At 52.3% G+C, this 16,760-nt stretch carries 18 protein-coding genes; 11 read left to right on the top strand and 7 right to left on the bottom strand.

Going from position 1 to position 16,760, the window contains the following annotated elements; genetic code table 11:
• Positions 1–4 precede the first annotated feature (4 nt).
• Positions 5–769 carry a uridine phosphorylase gene (udp, locus tag FEK46_RS13620; RefSeq protein WP_135559138.1) on the top strand — a complete coding sequence of 255 codons (765 nt, stop codon included), beginning with the start codon at positions 5–7 and terminating at the stop codon, positions 767–769.
• A gap of 212 nt (positions 770–981) precedes the next feature.
• Here udp and FEK46_RS13625 read toward each other — a convergent pair whose 3' ends face one another.
• The 6 genes from FEK46_RS13625 to FEK46_RS13650 are packed head-to-tail and all read right to left on the bottom strand — an operon-like array spanning position 982 to position 6,421.
• Positions 982–2,472, bottom strand: coding sequence for a tripartite tricarboxylate transporter permease (locus tag FEK46_RS13625; RefSeq protein WP_130223361.1), 1,491 nt, complete (start codon positions 2,470–2,472; stop codon positions 982–984).
• Between the two features lie 12 nt (positions 2,473–2,484).
• Complete coding sequence (locus FEK46_RS13630; protein ID WP_130209456.1) at positions 2,485–2,991, bottom strand: tripartite tricarboxylate transporter TctB family protein; 507 nt, start codon at positions 2,989–2,991, stop codon at positions 2,485–2,487.
• Positions 2,992–3,007: 16 nt separating this feature from the next.
• Positions 3,008–3,982 carry a tripartite tricarboxylate transporter substrate binding protein gene (locus FEK46_RS13635; protein WP_135559137.1) on the bottom strand — a complete coding sequence of 325 codons (975 nt, stop codon included), beginning with the start codon at positions 3,980–3,982 and terminating at the stop codon, positions 3,008–3,010.
• A 24-nt stretch (positions 3,983–4,006) separates the two neighbouring features.
• Positions 4,007–4,636 (bottom strand): 2-dehydro-3-deoxy-6-phosphogalactonate aldolase, encoded by a 630-nt coding sequence (locus FEK46_RS13640; RefSeq protein WP_130209460.1) that lies wholly within the window; start codon positions 4,634–4,636, stop codon positions 4,007–4,009.
• Positions 4,626–5,630, bottom strand: a complete 1,005-nt coding sequence (locus FEK46_RS13645; protein WP_130209462.1) for a 2-dehydro-3-deoxygalactonokinase — start codon at positions 5,628–5,630, stop codon at positions 4,626–4,628. The genes FEK46_RS13640 and FEK46_RS13645 overlap by 11 nt, the downstream gene beginning before the upstream one ends.
• 23 nt (positions 5,631–5,653) lie before the next feature.
• A complete protein-coding gene (locus FEK46_RS13650) occupies positions 5,654–6,421 on the bottom strand; it encodes an IclR family transcriptional regulator (protein ID WP_135559136.1) in 768 nt (255 codons plus the stop codon).
• Between the two features lie 215 nt (positions 6,422–6,636).
• On the opposite strand from FEK46_RS13650, the gene rmuC reads away from it, so the two are divergent.
• From rmuC to tatD, 8 genes are all read left to right on the top strand, one after another.
• Positions 6,637–8,064 carry a DNA recombination protein RmuC gene (gene rmuC, locus FEK46_RS13655; RefSeq protein WP_135559135.1) on the top strand — a complete coding sequence of 476 codons (1,428 nt, stop codon included), beginning with the start codon at positions 6,637–6,639 and terminating at the stop codon, positions 8,062–8,064.
• Between the two features lie 94 nt (positions 8,065–8,158).
• The gene (gene ubiE / locus FEK46_RS13660) at positions 8,159–8,914 is read left to right on the top strand and encodes a bifunctional demethylmenaquinone methyltransferase/2-methoxy-6-polyprenyl-1,4-benzoquinol methylase UbiE (protein WP_000227958.1); all 756 of its coding nucleotides are present in this window, start codon (positions 8,159–8,161) and stop codon (positions 8,912–8,914) included.
• Positions 8,915–8,927: 13 nt separating this feature from the next.
• Positions 8,928–9,533 carry a ubiquinone biosynthesis protein UbiJ gene (gene ubiJ / locus FEK46_RS13665; RefSeq protein WP_130261219.1) on the top strand — a complete coding sequence of 202 codons (606 nt, stop codon included), beginning with the start codon at positions 8,928–8,930 and terminating at the stop codon, positions 9,531–9,533.
• Positions 9,533–11,173 (top strand): ubiquinone biosynthesis regulatory protein kinase UbiB, encoded by a 1,641-nt coding sequence (gene ubiB / locus FEK46_RS13670; protein ID WP_130209470.1) that lies wholly within the window; start codon positions 9,533–9,535, stop codon positions 11,171–11,173. The genes ubiJ and ubiB overlap by 1 nt, the downstream gene beginning before the upstream one ends.
• 78 nt (positions 11,174–11,251) lie before the next feature.
• Positions 11,252–11,521 (top strand): Sec-independent protein translocase subunit TatA, encoded by a 270-nt coding sequence (gene tatA, locus FEK46_RS13675; protein ID WP_130209472.1) that lies wholly within the window; start codon positions 11,252–11,254, stop codon positions 11,519–11,521.
• 3 nt (positions 11,522–11,524) lie between these two features.
• Positions 11,525–12,040, top strand: a complete 516-nt coding sequence (tatB, locus tag FEK46_RS13680; protein ID WP_130209474.1) for a Sec-independent protein translocase protein TatB — start codon at positions 11,525–11,527, stop codon at positions 12,038–12,040.
• Between the two features lie 2 nt (positions 12,041–12,042).
• Positions 12,043–12,819: a Sec-independent protein translocase subunit TatC gene (tatC, locus tag FEK46_RS13685; RefSeq protein WP_000109937.1), complete on the top strand. Its 777-nt coding sequence runs from the start codon at positions 12,043–12,045 to the stop codon at positions 12,817–12,819.
• Positions 12,820–12,860: 41 nt separating this feature from the next.
• On the top strand, positions 12,861–13,643 hold the full coding sequence (tatD, locus tag FEK46_RS13690; RefSeq protein WP_135559134.1) for a 3'-5' ssDNA/RNA exonuclease TatD: 783 nt from the start codon (positions 12,861–12,863) through the stop codon (positions 13,641–13,643).
• Here the strand turns inward: tatD and rfaH are convergent.
• On the bottom strand, positions 13,640–14,128 hold the full coding sequence (rfaH, locus tag FEK46_RS13695) for a transcription/translation regulatory transformer protein RfaH (RefSeq protein ID WP_130209478.1): 489 nt from the start codon (positions 14,126–14,128) through the stop codon (positions 13,640–13,642). The genes tatD and rfaH overlap by 4 nt on opposite strands.
• A gap of 166 nt (positions 14,129–14,294) precedes the next feature.
• Between rfaH and ubiD the strand changes: the two genes are divergently transcribed.
• Together ubiD and fre are read left to right on the top strand one after the other, a co-directional pair.
• Entirely contained in the window at positions 14,295–15,788 is a 1,494-nt protein-coding gene (gene ubiD / locus FEK46_RS13700) for a 4-hydroxy-3-polyprenylbenzoate decarboxylase (protein WP_000339805.1), read from the top strand.
• 45 nt (positions 15,789–15,833) lie between these two features.
• Positions 15,834–16,535, top strand: a complete 702-nt coding sequence (gene fre / locus FEK46_RS13705; protein WP_130209480.1) for an NAD(P)H-flavin reductase — start codon at positions 15,834–15,836, stop codon at positions 16,533–16,535.
• Positions 16,536–16,760 lie beyond the last annotated feature (225 nt).

The following is a 16,760-nucleotide window of genomic DNA, read 5'->3' on the forward strand; positions in this document are numbered from 1 at the left end:
GTATATGTCCAAGTCTGATGTTTTTCATCTCGGCCTCACTAAAAACGATTTACAAGGGGCTACGCTTGCCATCGTCCCTGGCGACCCGGATCGTGTGGAAAAGATCGCCGCGCTGATGGATAAGCCGGTTAAGCTGGCATCTCACCGCGAATTCACCACCTGGCGCGCAGAGCTGGATGGTAAACCTGTTATTGTCTGCTCTACCGGTATCGGCGGTCCGTCTACTTCTATTGCTGTTGAAGAGCTGGCACAGCTGGGCATTCGCACTTTCCTGCGTATCGGTACGACGGGGGCTATTCAGCCGCATATTAATGTTGGTGATGTCCTGGTTACCACGGCGTCTGTTCGTCTGGATGGCGCGAGCCTGCACTTCGCTCCGCTGGAGTTCCCGGCTGTCGCTGATTTCGAATGTACTACTGCACTGGTAGAAGCCGCGAAATCAATTGGTGCCACCACTCACGTAGGCGTGACGGCTTCTTCTGACACCTTCTACCCGGGCCAGGAGCGTTACGATACTTACTCTGGTCGCGTAGTCCGTCACTTTAAAGGTTCTATGGAAGAGTGGCAGACGATGGGCGTGATGAACTATGAAATGGAATCTGCAACTCTGCTGACCATGTGTGCAAGCCAGGGCCTGCGCGCCGGTATGGTGGCGGGCGTTATCGTTAACCGTACCCAGCAAGAGATCCCGAACGCCGAGACGATGAAACAAACCGAAAGCCATGCGGTGAAAATCGTAGTGGAAGCGGCGCGTCGTCTGCTGAAATAAAAAAATGCTCCCTGGCTTAGGGGAGCATTCCGATTGTTGTTAACGTGTGCTTTGTTCATGCCGGATGCGGCGTGAACGCCTTATCCGGGCCTACAAAAGCATTCAAATTCAATATATTGCATTTCTGTGGTAGGCCTGATAAGCGCAGCGCATCAGGCAATTTAGCGTTTGTCATCAGTCTCATACTCCCCAACTTCGGAGAGCGATATCTGTTACTGACGCCGTAAGCGCATAATTTTGCGGATTATTGGCGTCAGCAGCGTAAAGGCTGCCAGAGTCAGCAATGCCAGGGTGATCGGTCGGGTATACAGAAAGTCGAGTGACCCACCCGAAAGCGACAGCGCCCGGCGAAAATTACTTTCTGCCATTGGCCCCATAATCAATGCCAGGACCACTGGCGACGCCGGATATCCCCCTTTCTGCATGAAATAGCCCACTACGCCCGCAATCAGCATAATGCCGACATCAAACAGGCTATTGTTCAGCGCATAAGTCCCAACAACACAAAGCGCGAGGATCATCGGCGTGAGAATATTGCCGGGGATTTTCACCACGTTGCCGATGACTTTCAAAGAGAGCAGCCCAAGCACTAGCAGCATGAAGTAACAGAAGATCATGCCGACAAACAGCGTATAAACCATATCGCCGTGGTCGGTAAACATCAGTGGACCTGGCTGCATCCCTTGTAACGTTAACGCGCCCAGCATGATGGCGGTTACCGCATCGCCAGGGATCCCTAGCGTCAGCATAGGTAACAAGGCGCCACCGGTGCAGCCATTCGCGCCTGCCTCACAGGAGGCCACCGCCTTAATCTCACCCTTACCAAAGTTTTCAGGCGTCTTACTGAAACGACGAGTTTCGTTATAGGCAACAAAAGCTGCAATATCCGCTCCCGCACCGGGGATCATGCCGATAAAAACCCCTAATCCTGATGAGCGCAAAATGGTTAATGCGATGCGACGTAGCGTTTGCCAGGGCAGTAACAGACTGCCGATAGCCACCTTCGCGCCCTGACGAATTTGCTGGTTTTGCTCCATAGAGCGGAATGCTTCTGAAGCAGCAAATAAACCAATCATCACCGGGATAAATGGCACATTCATCAGCTCCACAAAACCGCCCGTAAACCGTGGAAAACCGCCCATTGGATCAAGGCCTATCGTTGCGATCAGCAATCCGCCAACTCCGGCAATCAGACCTTTAATCAGCGACTCACCGGAAATACTGGCAATAATACTCAGCCCGAAGGTTGCCAGGGCGAAGGACTCTGAAGCACTAAACTTCAACGCCCAACTGGCAAGTACCGGAGAGAGAAACATCAGCACAATAATGCTGATTGTTCCGCCGCTAAAGGAAGAGAACGTGGCGGCACTCAACGCCAGCCCGGCTTTTCCCTGCTTCGTCAGCTCATAACCGTCAATTGCGGTGGCTGCGGCTGCGGGTGTGCCTGGAATTTTGAGCAAAATTGCGGTGATAGAACCGCCATAGACGCCGCCAAAAAAGACGCCGCAAATCATCAACAAGCCAGAAACAGGCTCCATGCCGTAGGTGAAAGGCAGTAAAATCGCCACCCCCATGGTCGCTGTTAAACCGGGCAGGGCGCCAATCACAATACCCAGCATCACCCCAAACGTGGCAAACAGCAGCGCCTGAGGATTACTGAGTAATGTCGAAAAACCCTGAGTTAAAAGTTCACTTTCAAACATTGCTGGCCCCTGTTATTCGAAAAATGTGCCGACAGGCAATGGCACCTGTAACGCTTCGACGAACAGCAACCAGAGGATTGCCGTTAACAACAGCGCAATACCCGGTGTGAGTACCCATCGCCTGTAGCCCATCAACGTCATAATGACGATGAGGAAAACAGGAGTAGTAATGAGATAACCGCAGTAGCTCATCGCCACAATATAAAACGCGGTTGCCGCAATTCCCGTTGCCGTTTTCCTGAATGCCGGTTTTTCCTGTGCGTTGGCGCAAGATTCTGGTTTTGCCAGCAAAAGATCGCGTATCACCAGCAAGACAGCGAGCACAATCAGGGCGCAGGCATAGAAGGTAGGGAAGGCACTTGCACCGGGATCCGTTTCAATGGCAGTTGCTGGAAAATCAGCGGCATTAATCATCACTGTGCCAGCAACTACGCAAAGTAACAGCGCCACCACCACGGTGGATGAAAGGCGCTTGCGGTGCGGTACGGCGAGTTGAGCAACAGACTGTTTTGTGTTCATCGACCGTACCTCGGGATTATTTTTTCAGGCCCAGGCGAGTTAGCAGCTCGTCAAAATACTGTTCCTGCTCGCTGATTTGGGTCTGGAAGCTGGCGCCATCAAGCCATGCATAGTTGAGATTCAACTTTTGCAGAGCATCCTGAAATACAGGCTCTTCAGCCGTCTCTTTTGCTGCCTTCGCCAGAACATCCACCACATCCTGCGGCGTTTTTTGCGACACAATCAGACCGCGCCAGGTGCCGATGGAGAGATCAACGCTTTTCTCTTTTAACGTCGGTACGTCAGGCATGGCTTTCACACGTTCATCCGCCATCACCACCAGTGTCTTCAGCTTGCCGCCTTTCACATGGTTGATAACTTCACCTGGGCTTACAGAAACCGCTTCAATGTGCCCGCCTAACAGACCTGTAATGGCAGGGGCTGCGCCGTCATACGGGACATGGGAAAACTTTGCGCCCGTCTTATCCTCCAGTGCAGCCGCCGCCAGATGCCAGATAGCCCCGGTGCCTGAGTTACCAATGCGTACTTTTCCGGGATTCGCTTTGGCGTAAATCATAAATTCTTCATAGCTATTCCACGGCGCATCGGCACGGACGGTGATAGCCGCCGGATCCGCATTCAGACGGGCGATGGGTTTGAAGTCGCTGGTTTTAAAACGCACCATGCCGAGGCTGGGAAGGGTGGTCAGTTCAACCGTGCCTAAACCGATTTTGTAACCGTTAGGGCGGGCAGCGGCGATTTCACTCAGGCCGATTGCGCCGCCACCGCCAGGTTTATTGATAACCCCGATGCTGACGGGTAAATGGTTTTTGGCGGCATCAGCAAAGGCTCGGGCAACCAGATCCGTACCGCCTCCGGCAGCGTAGGGTACGACTAACTCGATCTGTTTGGTTGGCCAGGAAGCCGCCTGTACGGGTGCAGTGCTGAGGGCAGCGCCTGCAAGAAGTACCATCGCAGCCATTTTTTTCGGTAAGGTAAGATGTTTTATCATTGGTTTTATATCCTTATTTATCAGTTATTTATTATTTAAATTGTTCCATGCGTTCATAAAAAGCACTGCATTTTCATAGACCTGCTCTGGCGTCATGCCGGGGCGATATAGCGCAGAACCGAGGCCGAAGCCGTTTGCGCCGTGACTCAGATAACGCGCCATGGTTTCCGGTGTGATACCGCCAACCGGTAACATCGGAACGGATTGCGGAATAACCGCACGCCAGGCTTTGGTGACTTCTGGCGTAATTTGTTCGGCCGGGAACAGCTTGATGGCATTGGCGCCGTGTTCAATGGCAGCAAAGGCTTCAGTGGGCGTAGCGACGCCAGGCGCGCAATACATACCCAGCGCACGGGCGCGACGGATCACCGCAGTATCGCAATGCGGCATCACGATAATCTGGCCTCCAGCCTCTTTAACCGCGACCACCTGCTCTACTGAAAGCACAGTTCCGGCTCCGACCAGGCAGTCCTTAGGCAGGGCGTCGCGCAGTAGACTGATACTTTGCAACGGCTCCGGCGAGTTCATGGGAATCTCAATCAGGCGGAATCCGGCGGCGTACAGCTTTTCACCGATGGCGACAATCTCATCCGGTTTCACGCCGCGTAAAATGGCGACTAACCCGGTTTTTTGCAAAAGCGTATTAAATGGCATGAGTACATTCCCTGGCGTTGGTGGAGAGTAGCCCGGCAGCGTGGGCGATTCGCCATAATCCCTGTTCAGTGGCATTAGGAATGGCGTGAAGCTGTCTGTCGGGAAAAACGTGGCTGAACGCCCGTGAATAGCGGCTGTTCAGGGTGGCGCTACCGATTAAGGCGATCGGCGTTGTGGCGGGTAAATCACGCAGCAAGCTGGATGCCAGACCACATAATTCATGGCCTATCAGTAATCCAGAAAGATAATCTCCCTGTGAGGACGGCGTAAGATTATCGGTCAGCAAGCGCGAACGGGTCGAAAACAGCGTCGATAATAATCCGGTCTGATGATGCTCCAGTGCCGCTGTCAGTCCTTGGGCAAAGGCATCCCAGTGCGGCTCATCTCCCGAATGCATGGTGGCGCCAAGAATCGAATGGCGGGATAAAACATCAAATAATTCGCCCGTCATAAAGGTTCGGAAATCGGTAATGGTGTTGTTTTCAACCACCGCCCATTTCGCATGAGTGCCAGGTAAGCCAATCAGCACCGGCACCCCCTTACGGATTGCGTCTTGCAGGGCAGGTTCCATTGTGATGGCACCGAAGATTTGTGTCTCTTCGCCACGCATCACTTCGGGCATTTCACCTTCTTTAATCACGCCAGGAATGATGTGCAGCATTGTCTGCTGCTGGTGGATAACCGGCGTCAGTTGCTTCGCCAGTCCATCGAGAGTGACCGGGCAAGGTAAATAAGCTGCTGGTTGCCACCCTTGCGCACTGCCGATCATGCCACAAGCCAGAACCGGGCAGGGGGATTGTGCCAGCCAGTCGCCACAGACACGCAAAAATGTATCGTGGAAAGCGTCCTCACGTGTTGCCGCCTGGGAGGGTAATTTCATGATTCCCCAGGGGAATTCACGTTTTTCTTGTGGATCTGGTGAGTCACCAAAACGCCATGCCCGAAGCGATGACGTTCCCCAGTCCAGGGCAATAAATGAGGTATTTCCCGACATTAGCCGTTTCCTTTAATCATGGTTTAATTATCTTTGCGGACGTGCTTACCCCAGCCCAGTTCAGCGGAGATCTCTTCTGCACAGGATTTGACGTAAGGTGCCAGTTCTTCCAGGCGCGCCAGCGACATATACGTGGTGGTACTGGCGACAGAAATGGCCGCCACAATTTCATTCCGGGCGTTGTAAATCGGCGCTGCAACGCAACGGATAGTGGGCTCGTTCTCTTCCAGATCAAAAGCAAAACCACTGGCGGCATAACGGCGCATGTTTTGTATAAATGCGCCCAGTTTTGTTTCATCACCACAAGTCAAAAATAGTGTGTGCCACTCTTCTTCTGTTCGGTTGAGGATCAACGCCTTGCCGATGCCGGTGATTGCCAGTGGCATGCGATGGCCTGGGCGTGAGCGCATTTCCAGCCCGCGCTGACTGTTGATCTTCTCCAGATACAGCACTTCGTCGCCTTCAACGATCCCCAGATGCACGGTGTCCAGGGTGTAACGGGCCAGACGTTGCAAAACGGGCTGTGCAACTTCATACAATGAAGTGCTTTCCAGCGCTCTGGCGCCGAGTTCGATCAGTTTGGCGCCCAGTTGGTAGCCCTGAGTTGGGACATGGCGCAGATAGCGTTGCTCCACCAAAACAGAGACTAAACGATGGGTTGTACTCCGCGTCGTGCCGGTGAACTCGCCGATGCTTTTCAGGTCATGGCAACCGTTATAAACAGCATTAATAACCGCCAGTCCACGTAATAACGTTTGTGCGCCAGCGGTGGTTGAAGAGGTTTCTGCCATAGATGTCTCCTGAGGATATTGCCGAGTGTTTCACAGAATAAAGTGGGGAAAAGGTGATGTGTCCCACAATATAAACTTAGTCTCATATTGTGGGATAAAATAAGCAAAATAAACGATCGTTTTGCGTAGCGCCTCGCAGGAAACTTCTTTCAAACTGGACGTTTGTACAGCACAATTCTATTTTGTGCGGGTAATTTGTTGCGTCAGGGGGCTTTGTGGATTTCTCAATCATTGTTTATGCCATTATTGCGCTGGTCAGTGTGGCCATCGGTTGGCTGTTTGCCAGTTATCAACATGCGCAGCAAAAAGCCGAGCAATTAGCTGAACGTGAAGAGATGGTCGCGGAGTTAAGTGCGGTAAAACAACAAATTACCCAAAGTGAGCACTGGCGTGCAGAGTGTGAATTGCTCAATAACGAAGTGCGTAGTCTGCAAAGTATCAATACTTCGCTGGAGGCGGATCTGCGTGAAGTAACCACGCGGATGGAAGCCGCACAGCAACACGCTGACGATAAAATCCGCCAGATGATCAACAGCGAGCAGCGTTTGAGCGAGCAATTTGAAAATCTCGCCAACCGTATTTTTGAGCACAGTAATCGCCGGGTAGATGAACAAAATCGTCAGAGTCTGAACAACTTGTTATCGCCGCTGCGTGAACAACTGGATGGTTTTCGCCGACAGGTACAGGACAGCTTTGGTAAAGAAGCACAAGAACGCCATACCCTGACCCACGAAATTCGTAATCTACAGCAACTCAACGCGCAAATGGCCCAGGAAGCGATCAACCTGACGCGCGCGCTGAAAGGCGATAACAAAACCCAGGGGAACTGGGGCGAAGTGGTACTGACGCGGGTGCTGGAGGCTTCCGGACTGCGTGAAGGGTATGAATACGAAACCCAGGTAAGCATCGAAAATGATGCTCGCTCGCGGATGCAGCCGGATGTCATCGTGCGGCTGCCGCAGGGGAAAGATGTGGTGATCGATGCCAAAATGACGTTGGTCGCCTATGAACGCTACTTCAACGCGGAAGACGACTACACCCGCGAAAGCGCGCTACAGGAGCATATCGCGTCGGTGCGTAACCATATCCGTTTGCTGGGACGCAAAGACTATCAACAGCTGCCGGGGCTACGAACGCTGGATTACGTGCTGATGTTTATTCCCGTTGAACCAGCGTTTTTACTGGCGCTTGATCGCCAGCCAGAGCTGATCACCGAAGCGTTAAAGAACAACATCATGCTGGTTAGCCCCACCACGCTGCTGGTGGCGTTGCGTACTATCGCCAACCTGTGGCGTTATGAGCATCAAAGCCGTAACGCCCAGCAAATCGCCGATCGTGCCAGCAAGCTGTACGACAAGATGCGTCTGTTTATTGATGATATGTCCGCGATTGGTCAAAGTCTGGACAAAGCGCAGGATAACTATCGCCAGGCGATGAAAAAACTCTCTTCAGGTCGCGGAAATGTGCTGGCGCAGGCAGAAGCGTTTCGCGGTTTAGGGGTAGAAATTAAACGCGAGATTAATCCGGACTTGGCTGAACAGGCGGTGAGCCAGGATGAAGAGTATCGACTGCGGTCGGTTCCGGGGCAGCCGAATGATGAAGCTTATCAACGCGATGATGAATATAATCAGCAGTCGCGCTAGCCCATTAGGGGTAGTTAAGCCGGGTAGAAATCTAGGGCATCGACGCCCAATCTGTTACACTTCTGGAACAATTTTTTGATGAGCAGGCATTGAGATGGTGGATAAGTCACAAGAAACGACGCACTTTGGTTTTCAGACCGTCGCGAAGGAACAAAAAGCGGATATGGTCGCCCACGTTTTCCATTCCGTGGCATCGAAATATGATGTCATGAATGATTTGATGTCATTTGGTATTCATCGTTTGTGGAAGCGATTCACGATCGATTGCAGCGGTGTGCGTCGTGGGCAGACCGTACTGGATCTGGCTGGCGGTACCGGCGATCTGACGGCGAAATTCTCCCGCCTGGTCGGTGAAACGGGCAAAGTGGTTCTCGCCGATATCAATGAATCCATGCTCAAGATGGGCCGTGAGAAACTGCGCAATATCGGTGTGATTGGCAACGTTGAGTATGTTCAGGCGAACGCAGAGGCGCTGCCGTTCCCGGATAACACCTTTGATTGCATCACCATTTCGTTTGGTCTGCGTAACGTTACCGACAAAGATAAAGCACTGCGTTCGATGTATCGCGTGCTGAAACCGGGCGGTCGCCTGCTGGTGCTTGAGTTCTCGAAGCCGATTATCGAACCGTTAAGCAAAGCCTATGACGCTTACTCCTTCCATGTGCTGCCACGTATTGGTTCGCTGGTGGCGAACGATGCCGACAGCTACCGCTATCTGGCCGAATCCATCCGTATGCATCCCGATCAGGATACGCTGAAAGCCATGATGCAGGATGCCGGATTCGAAAGTGTCGATTATTACAACCTGACGGCTGGCGTTGTGGCGCTGCATCGTGGTTATAAGTTCTGACAGGAGTACGACTATGCCTTTTAAACCTTTAGTGACGGCAGGAATTGAAAGTCTGCTCAACACTTTCCTGTATCGCTCACCCGCGCTGAAAACAGCCCGCTCGCGTCTGCTGGGTAAAGTATTGCGCGTGGAGGTAAAAGGCTTTTCGACGTCGCTAATTCTGGTGTTTAGTGAACGCCAGGTCGATGTGCTGGGCGAATGGTCTGGCGATGCTGATTGCACCGTTATCGCCTACGCCAGCGTGTTGCCGAAACTTCGTGACCGCCAGCAGCTTGCCGCACTAATTCGTAGCGGTGAGCTGGAAGTGCAGGGCGATATTCAGGTGGTACAGAATTTCGTGGCGCTGGCAGATCTGGCAGAGTTCGACCCTGCGGAACTGCTGGCCCCTTATACCGGTGATATCGCCGCTGAAGGAATCAGCAAAGCCCTGCGCGGCGGTGCGAAATTCTTGCATCATGGTATTAAACGCCAGCAACGTTATGTGGCAGAAGCCATTACCGAAGAGTGGCGTATGGCGCCTGGTCCGCTTGAAGTGGCCTGGTTTGCGGAAGAGACAGCCGCTGTTGAACGTGCCGTTGATGCGTTAATCAAACGGCTGGAAAAACTGGAGGCAGTTTAATGACGCCAGGTGAAGTACGGCGCCTGTATTTCATCATTCGCACTTTTTTAAGCTACGGACTTGATGAACTGATCCCTAAAATGCGTATCACCTTGCCGCTGCGGTTATGGCGATACTCATTATTCTGGATGCCGAATCGGCACAAAGACAAACCATTAGGTGAGCGACTACGACTGGCGCTGCAAGAGCTGGGGCCGGTATGGATCAAGTTCGGGCAGATGCTATCGACCCGTCGCGACCTTTTTCCGCCGCATATTGCTGACCAACTGGCACTCTTGCAGGACAAAGTCGCACCGTTTGATGGCAGACTGGCGAAGCAACAGATTGAAGCTGCAATGGGCGGTCTGCCGGTGGAGGCGTGGTTTGACGATTTTGAAATCGAGCCGCTGGCGTCGGCCTCTATCGCCCAGGTTCATACCGCGCGATTGAAATCGAATGGCAAAGATGTGGTAATTAAAGTCATCCGTCCGGACATTTTGCCGGTGATTAAAGCGGATCTGAAACTTATCTACCGCTTGGCTCGCTGGGTGCCGCGTTTGCTGCCGGATGGTCGCCGTCTGCGCCCAACTGAAGTGGTGCGCGAGTACGAAAAGACCTTGATTGATGAATTGAATTTGCTGCGGGAATCTGCCAACGCCATTCAGTTACGACGCAATTTTGAAGACAGCCCGATGCTCTACATCCCGGAAGTTTACCCTGACTATTGCAGCGAAGGGATGATGGTGATGGAGCGCATTTACGGCATTCCCGTTTCTGATGTCGCGGCGCTGGAGAAAAACGGCACTAACATGAAATTGCTGGCAGAACGCGGTGTGCAGGTGTTCTTCACCCAGGTTTTCCGTGACAGCTTTTTTCATGCCGATATGCATCCAGGCAACATCTTCGTAAGCTATGAGCACCCGGAAAACCCGAAATATATCGGCATTGATTGCGGGATAGTCGGCTCGCTAAACAAGGAAGATAAACGCTATCTGGCGGAAAACTTTATCGCCTTCTTTAACCGCGACTATCGCAAAGTGGCAGAGCTGCATGTCGATTCAGGCTGGGTACCGCCAGATACCAACGTTGAAGAGTTCGAATTTGCCATTCGTACCGTTTGCGAACCTATCTTTGAGAAACCGCTGGCGGAAATTTCGTTTGGACATGTGCTGTTAAATCTGTTTAATACGGCGCGTCGCTTCAATATGGAAGTGCAGCCGCAACTGGTGTTACTTCAGAAAACCTTGCTCTATATCGAAGGGGTAGGACGGCAGCTTTATCCGCAGCTCGATTTATGGAAAACTGCAAAACCTTTCCTTGAATCGTGGATTAAAGATCAGGTCGGTATTCCCGCGCTGGTGAGAGCATTTAAGGAAAAAGCGCCGTTCTGGATCGAAAAAATGCCAGAACTGCCTGAATTGGTTTATGACAGTTTGCGCCAGGGCAAGTATTTACAGCATAGTGTTGATAAGATTGCGCGCGAGTTACAGTCGAATCATGTGCGTCAGGGACAATCTCGTTACTTATTGGGGATTGGTGCGACGTTAGTATTAAGCGGCACATTCTTGTTGGTCAGCCGACCGGAATGGGGGCTGATGCCCGGCTGGTTAATGGCGGCCGGTCTGATCGCCTGGTTTGTCGGTTGGTGCAAAACACGCTGATTTTTTCATCGCTCAAGGCGGGCCGTGTAACGTATAATGCGGCCTTGTTTAATCATCATCTACCACAGAGGAACATGTATGGGTGGTATCAGTATTTGGCAGTTATTGATTATTGCCGTCATCGTTGTACTGCTTTTTGGCACCAAAAAGCTCGGCTCCATCGGTTCCGATCTTGGTGCGTCGATCAAAGGCTTTAAAAAAGCAATGAGCGATGATGAACCAAAGCAGGATAAAACCAGTCAGGATGCTGATTTTACTGCGAAAACAATCGCCGATAAGCAGGCGGATGCGAATCAGGAACAGGCTAAAACAGAAGACGCAAAGCGCCACGATAAAGAGCAGGTGTAATCCGTGTTTGATATCGGTTTTAGCGAACTGCTATTGGTGTTCATTATCGGCCTCGTAGTTCTGGGGCCGCAACGACTGCCTGTGGCGGTAAAAACGGTAGCGGGCTGGATTCGTGCGTTGCGTTCACTGGCAACAACGGTGCAGAACGAACTGACCCAGGAGTTAAAACTCCAGGAGTTTCAGGACAGCCTGAAAAAGGTTGAAAAGGCGAGTCTCACCAACCTGACGCCTGAACTGAAAGCGTCAATGGATGAGCTGCGCCAGGCTGCGGAGTCGATGAAGCGTTCCTACGTTGCGAATGACCCTGAAAAGGCGAGCGATGAAGCGCACACCATTCATAACCCGGTGGTGAAAGACAATGAGGCTGCGCATGAAGGCGTCACGCCAGCCGCTGCACAAACGCAGGCCAGTTCGCCGGAACAGAAGCCAGAAACCACGCCAGAGCCGGTGGTAAAACCTGCTGCGGACGCTGAACCGAAAACCGCTGCACATTCCCCTTCGTCGAGTGATAAACCGTAAACATGTCTGTAGAAGATACTCAACCGCTTATCACGCATCTGATTGAGCTGCGTAAGCGTCTGCTGAACTGCATTATCGCGGTGATCGTGATATTTCTGTGTCTGGTCTATTTCGCCAATGACATTTATCACCTGGTATCCGCGCCATTGATCAAGCAGTTGCCGCAAGGTTCAACGATGATCGCCACCGATGTGGCCTCGCCATTCTTTACGCCAATCAAGCTGACCTTTATGGTGTCGCTGATTCTGTCAGCGCCGGTGATTCTCTATCAGGTGTGGGCATTTATCGCTCCTGCACTCTATAAGCACGAACGTCGCCTGGTGGTGCCGCTGCTGGTTTCCAGCTCTCTGCTGTTTTATATCGGCATGGCGTTCGCTTATTTCGTGGTCTTCCCGCTGGCGTTTGGTTTCCTTGCCAATACCGCGCCTGAAGGGGTGCAGGTATCCACCGACATTGCCAGCTATTTGAGCTTCGTGATGGCGCTGTTTATGGCGTTTGGTATCTCCTTTGAAGTGCCTGTGGCGATTGTGCTGCTGTGCTGGATGGGGATTACCTCGCCAGAAGACTTACGCAAAAAACGTCCGTATGTGCTGGTTGGCGCATTCGTCGTCGGGATGCTGCTGACGCCGCCGGATGTCTTCTCGCAAACGCTGCTGGCGATCCCGATGTACTGCCTGTTTGAAATTGGCGTCTTCTTCTCGCGCTTTTACGTTGGTAAAGGCCGAAACCGGGAAGAAGAAAACGACGCTGAAGCAGAAAGCGAAAAAACTGAAGAATAAACTCAACCGCCCGTCAGGGCGGTTGTCATATGGAGTGCAGGATGTTTGATATCGGCGTTAATCTGACCAGTTCGCAATTTGCGAAAGACCGTGATGATGTCGTAGCGCGCGCTTTTGCTGCGGGAGTTAATGGGCTACTCATCACCGGCACTAACCTGCGCGAAAGCCAGCAGGCGCAAAAGCTGGCGCGTCAGTATTCGTCCTGTTGGTCAACGGCGGGCGTACATCCTCACGACAGCAGCCAGTGGCAAGCTGTGACTGAAGAAGCGATTATTGAGCTGGCCTCGCAGCCAGAAGTGGTGGCGATTGGTGAGTGTGGCCTCGACTTTAACCGCAACTTTTCGACGCCGGAAGAGCAGGAACGCGCTTTTGTCGCCCAGCTACGCATTGCCGCAGAGTTAAACATGCCGGTATTTATGCACTGCCGTGATGCCCACGAGCGGTTTATGACGTTGCTGGAGCCGTGGCTGGATAAACTGCCTGGCGCGGTGTTGCACTGTTTTACCGGCACACGCGAAGAGATGCAGGCGTGCGTGGCGCGCGGAATTTATATCGGCATTACCGGTTGGGTTTGCGATGAACGACGCGGACTGGAGCTGCGAGAACTGTTGCCATTTATTCCGGCGGAGCAATTGCTGGTTGAGACAGACGCACCGTATTTGCTTCCGCGCGATCTCACGCCGAAGCCATCGTCACGGCGTAATGAGCCAGCCTATCTGCCCCATATTTTGCAACGTATTGCACACTGGCGTGGGGAAGATGCCGCATGGCTGGCTGCCACCACGGATGCCAATGTCAAAAAGTTATTTAGGATTGCGTTCTAGAGTTTGCGGAACTCGGTGTTCTTCACACTGTGCTTAATCTCTTTATTGATAAGATTAAGCAATAGCATAGAGCGAGCCTCGCCGTCGGGTTCGGTGAAAATGGCCTGAAAACCTTCGAAAGCGCCTTCGGTGATAATCACCTTATCACCAGGATAGGGCGTCGCAGGATCAACAATGTCTTCCGGTTTATACACCGACAGTTGATGAATAACCGCAGATGGGACTATCGCTGGCGATGCGCCAAAGCGCACAAAGTGGCTGACGCCGCGGGTAGCACTGATGGTTGTGGTATGAATCACTTCCGGATCAAATTCCACAAACAGGTAGTTGGGGAACAATGGTTCACTGACTGCGGTACGTTTGCCTCGCACGATTTTTTCCAGGGTGATCATCGGTGCCAGGCAATTCACCGCCTGTCTTTCGAGGTGTTCCTGGGCACGTTGAAGTTGCCCGCGCTTGCAGTACAGTAAATACCAGGATTGCATAATGACTCTTATCCGTTTAATCGGGGCGCAAGGATAGCAAAAGCTTTACGCTAAGTTAATTATATTCCCCGGTTTGCGTTATGCCGTCAGAGTTCACGCTAATTTAACAAATTTACAGCATCGCGAAGATGAACGCCGTATAATGGGCGAAGATTAAGAGGCTACAATGGACGCCATGAAATATAACGATTTACGCGACTTCCTGACGCTGCTTGAACAGCAGGGTGAGCTAAAACGTATCACGCTTCCGGTGGATCCGCATCTGGAAATCACTGAAATTGCTGACCGCACTCTGCGTGCCGGTGGACCTGCGTTGTTGTTTGAAAACCCCAAAGGTTATTCGATGCCGGTGCTGTGCAACCTGTTTGGTACGCCAAAGCGCGTGGCGATGGGCATGGGCCAGGAAGATGTTTCGGCGCTGCGTGAAGTCGGTAAATTATTGGCGTTTCTGAAAGAGCCGGAGCCGCCAAAAGGTTTCCGCGACCTGTTTGATAAACTGCCGCAGTTTAAGCAGGTGTTAAACATGCCGACAAAGCGATTGCGTGGTGCCCCTTGCCAACAAAAAATCGTCTCTGGTGATGACGTCGATCTTAACCGCATTCCCATTATGACCTGCTGGCCGGAAGACGCCGCGCCGCTAATTACCTGGGGGCTGACCGTAACGCGCGGCCCGCATAAAGAGCGGCAGAATCTGGGTATTTATCGCCAGCAGCTGATTGGTAAAAACAAACTGATTATGCGCTGGCTGTCGCATCGTGGCGGCGCACTGGATTATCAGGAGTGGTGCGCGGCGCATCCGGGCGAACGTTTCCCGGTTTCTGTGGCGCTGGGTGCCGATCCCGCTACGATTCTCGGTGCAGTGACGCCAGTCCCGGATACATTGTCGGAATACGCCTTTGCCGGATTGCTGCGCGGCACCAAGACTGAAGTGGTGAAGTGTATATCCAATGACCTTGAAGTGCCCGCCAGTGCGGAGATTGTGCTGGAAGGGTATATCGAACAAGGCGAAACGGCGCCGGAAGGGCCGTATGGCGACCACACCGGTTACTATAACGAAGTCGATAGTTTCCCGGTATTTACCGTGACGCATATTACCCAGCGTGAAGATGCGATTTACCATTCCACCTATACCGGGCGTCCGCCAGATGAACCCGCGGTACTGGGCGTGGCGTTGAACGAAGTGTTCGTGCCGATTCTGCAAAAACAGTTCCCGGAAATTGTCGATTTTTACCTGCCGCCGGAAGGCTGTTCTTATCGCCTGGCGGTAGTGACAATCAAAAAACAGTACGCCGGACATGCGAAGCGCGTCATGATGGGGGTCTGGTCATTCTTACGCCAGTTTATGTACACTAAGTTCGTGATCGTCTGCGATGATGATGTTAACGCACGCGACTGGAACGATGTGATTTGGGCAATTACCACCCGTATGGACCCTGCGCGGGATACGGTGTTGGTAGAAAATACGCCTATTGATTATCTGGATTTTGCCTCGCCCGTCTCCGGGCTTGGTTCAAAAATGGGGCTGGATGCCACGAATAAATGGCCAGGGGAAACCCAGCGTGAATGGGGACGTCCCATCAAAAAAGATCCGGACGTTGTCGCACGTATTGATGCCATCTGGGATGAACTGGCTATTTTTAACAACGGTAAAAGCGCCTGATGCGCGTTTGTTTTGCCCTATTTATCGATCCGACAGAGAAAGCGCATGACAACCTTAAGCTGTAAAGTGACCTCGGTAGAAGCTATCACGGATACCGTATATCGTGTCCGCATTGTGCCAGACGCGGCCTTTTCTTTTCGTGCTGGTCAGTATTTGATGGTGGTGATGGACGAGCGCGACAAACGCCCGTTTTCAATGGCTTCGACGCCGAATGAACAAGGTTTCATTGAGCTGCACATTGGCGCTTCGGAGATCAATCTCTACGCCAAAGCCGTTATGGATCGCATCCTTAAAGATCATCAAATCGTGGTGGATATTCCCCACGGTGAAGCGTGGCTGCGCGATGATGAAGAACGTCCGATGATTCTGATTGCGGGCGGCACGGGGTTCTCTTATGCGCGCTCAATTTTGCTGACAGCGCTGGCACGTAATCCCAATCGCGATATCACCATTTACTGGGGCGGGCGTGAAGAGCAACATCTTTATGATCTGTCCGAGCTTGAGGCGCTTTCTCTGAAGCATCCTGGTTTGCGTGTGGTGCCGGTAGTTGAACAACCGGAAGCGGGCTGGCGTGGACGTACTGGCACCGTGTTAACGGCGGTATTGCAGGATCACGGTACGCTGGCGGAGCATGATATCTATATCGCTGGCCGCTTTGAGATGGCGAAAATCGCCCGTGACCTGTTCTGCAATGAGCGTAATGCGCGGGAAGATCGCCTGTTTGGCGATGCGTTTGCGTTTATCTAAGCCATAAAAAACCCGCCCCTGACAGGCGGGAAGAACGGCAACTAAAACTTTATACAGTGGCATTTGGATCTATGTCGCATCCGGAAAACAATGCCTGATGCGACGCTTGCGCGTCTTATCAGGCCTACAAATAGTCCTGAACCGTGGGCCGGATAAGGCGTTTACGCCGCATCCGGCAAACAATGCCTGATGCGACGCTGACGTGTCTTATCGTGCCTACAAATA

It is taken from the genome of Escherichia sp. E4736 (assembly GCF_005781225.1).
In the GTDB taxonomy this organism is placed as follows: Bacteria; Pseudomonadota; Gammaproteobacteria; order Enterobacterales; family Enterobacteriaceae; genus Escherichia.

What these genes read in the sequence shown, in the direction of transcription:
- ubiE (WP_000227958.1), top strand. Translation starts at nt 8,159, where the DNA reads ATGGTGGATAAGTCACAAGAAACGACGCACTTTGGTTTTCAGACCGTC.
- tatC (WP_000109937.1), top strand. Translation starts at nt 12,043, where the DNA reads ATGTCTGTAGAAGATACTCAACCGCTTATCACGCATCTGATTGAGCTG.
- tatA (WP_130209472.1), top strand. Translation starts at nt 11,252, where the DNA reads ATGGGTGGTATCAGTATTTGGCAGTTATTGATTATTGCCGTCATCGTT.
- ubiB (WP_130209470.1), top strand. Translation starts at nt 9,533, where the DNA reads ATGACGCCAGGTGAAGTACGGCGCCTGTATTTCATCATTCGCACTTTT.
- FEK46_RS13635 (WP_135559137.1), bottom strand. Translation starts at nt 3,982, where the DNA reads ATGATAAAACATCTTACCTTACCGAAAAAAATGGCTGCGATGGTACTT.
- rfaH (WP_130209478.1), bottom strand. Translation starts at nt 14,128, where the DNA reads ATGCAATCCTGGTATTTACTGTACTGCAAGCGCGGGCAACTTCAACGT.
- FEK46_RS13645 (WP_130209462.1), bottom strand. Translation starts at nt 5,630, where the DNA reads ATGTCGGGAAATACCTCATTTATTGCCCTGGACTGGGGAACGTCATCG.
- FEK46_RS13630 (WP_130209456.1), bottom strand. Translation starts at nt 2,991, where the DNA reads ATGAACACAAAACAGTCTGTTGCTCAACTCGCCGTACCGCACCGCAAG.
- fre (WP_130209480.1), top strand. Translation starts at nt 15,834, where the DNA reads ATGACAACCTTAAGCTGTAAAGTGACCTCGGTAGAAGCTATCACGGAT.
- FEK46_RS13650 (WP_135559136.1), bottom strand. Translation starts at nt 6,421, where the DNA reads ATGGCAGAAACCTCTTCAACCACCGCTGGCGCACAAACGTTATTACGT.
- ubiD (WP_000339805.1), top strand. Translation starts at nt 14,295, where the DNA reads ATGGACGCCATGAAATATAACGATTTACGCGACTTCCTGACGCTGCTT.
- ubiJ (WP_130261219.1), top strand. Translation starts at nt 8,928, where the DNA reads ATGCCTTTTAAACCTTTAGTGACGGCAGGAATTGAAAGTCTGCTCAAC.
- tatD (WP_135559134.1), top strand. Translation starts at nt 12,861, where the DNA reads ATGTTTGATATCGGCGTTAATCTGACCAGTTCGCAATTTGCGAAAGAC.
- udp (WP_135559138.1), top strand. Translation starts at nt 5, where the DNA reads ATGTCCAAGTCTGATGTTTTTCATCTCGGCCTCACTAAAAACGATTTA.
- FEK46_RS13625 (WP_130223361.1), bottom strand. Translation starts at nt 2,472, where the DNA reads ATGTTTGAAAGTGAACTTTTAACTCAGGGTTTTTCGACATTACTCAGT.
- FEK46_RS13640 (WP_130209460.1), bottom strand. Translation starts at nt 4,636, where the DNA reads ATGCCATTTAATACGCTTTTGCAAAAAACCGGGTTAGTCGCCATTTTA.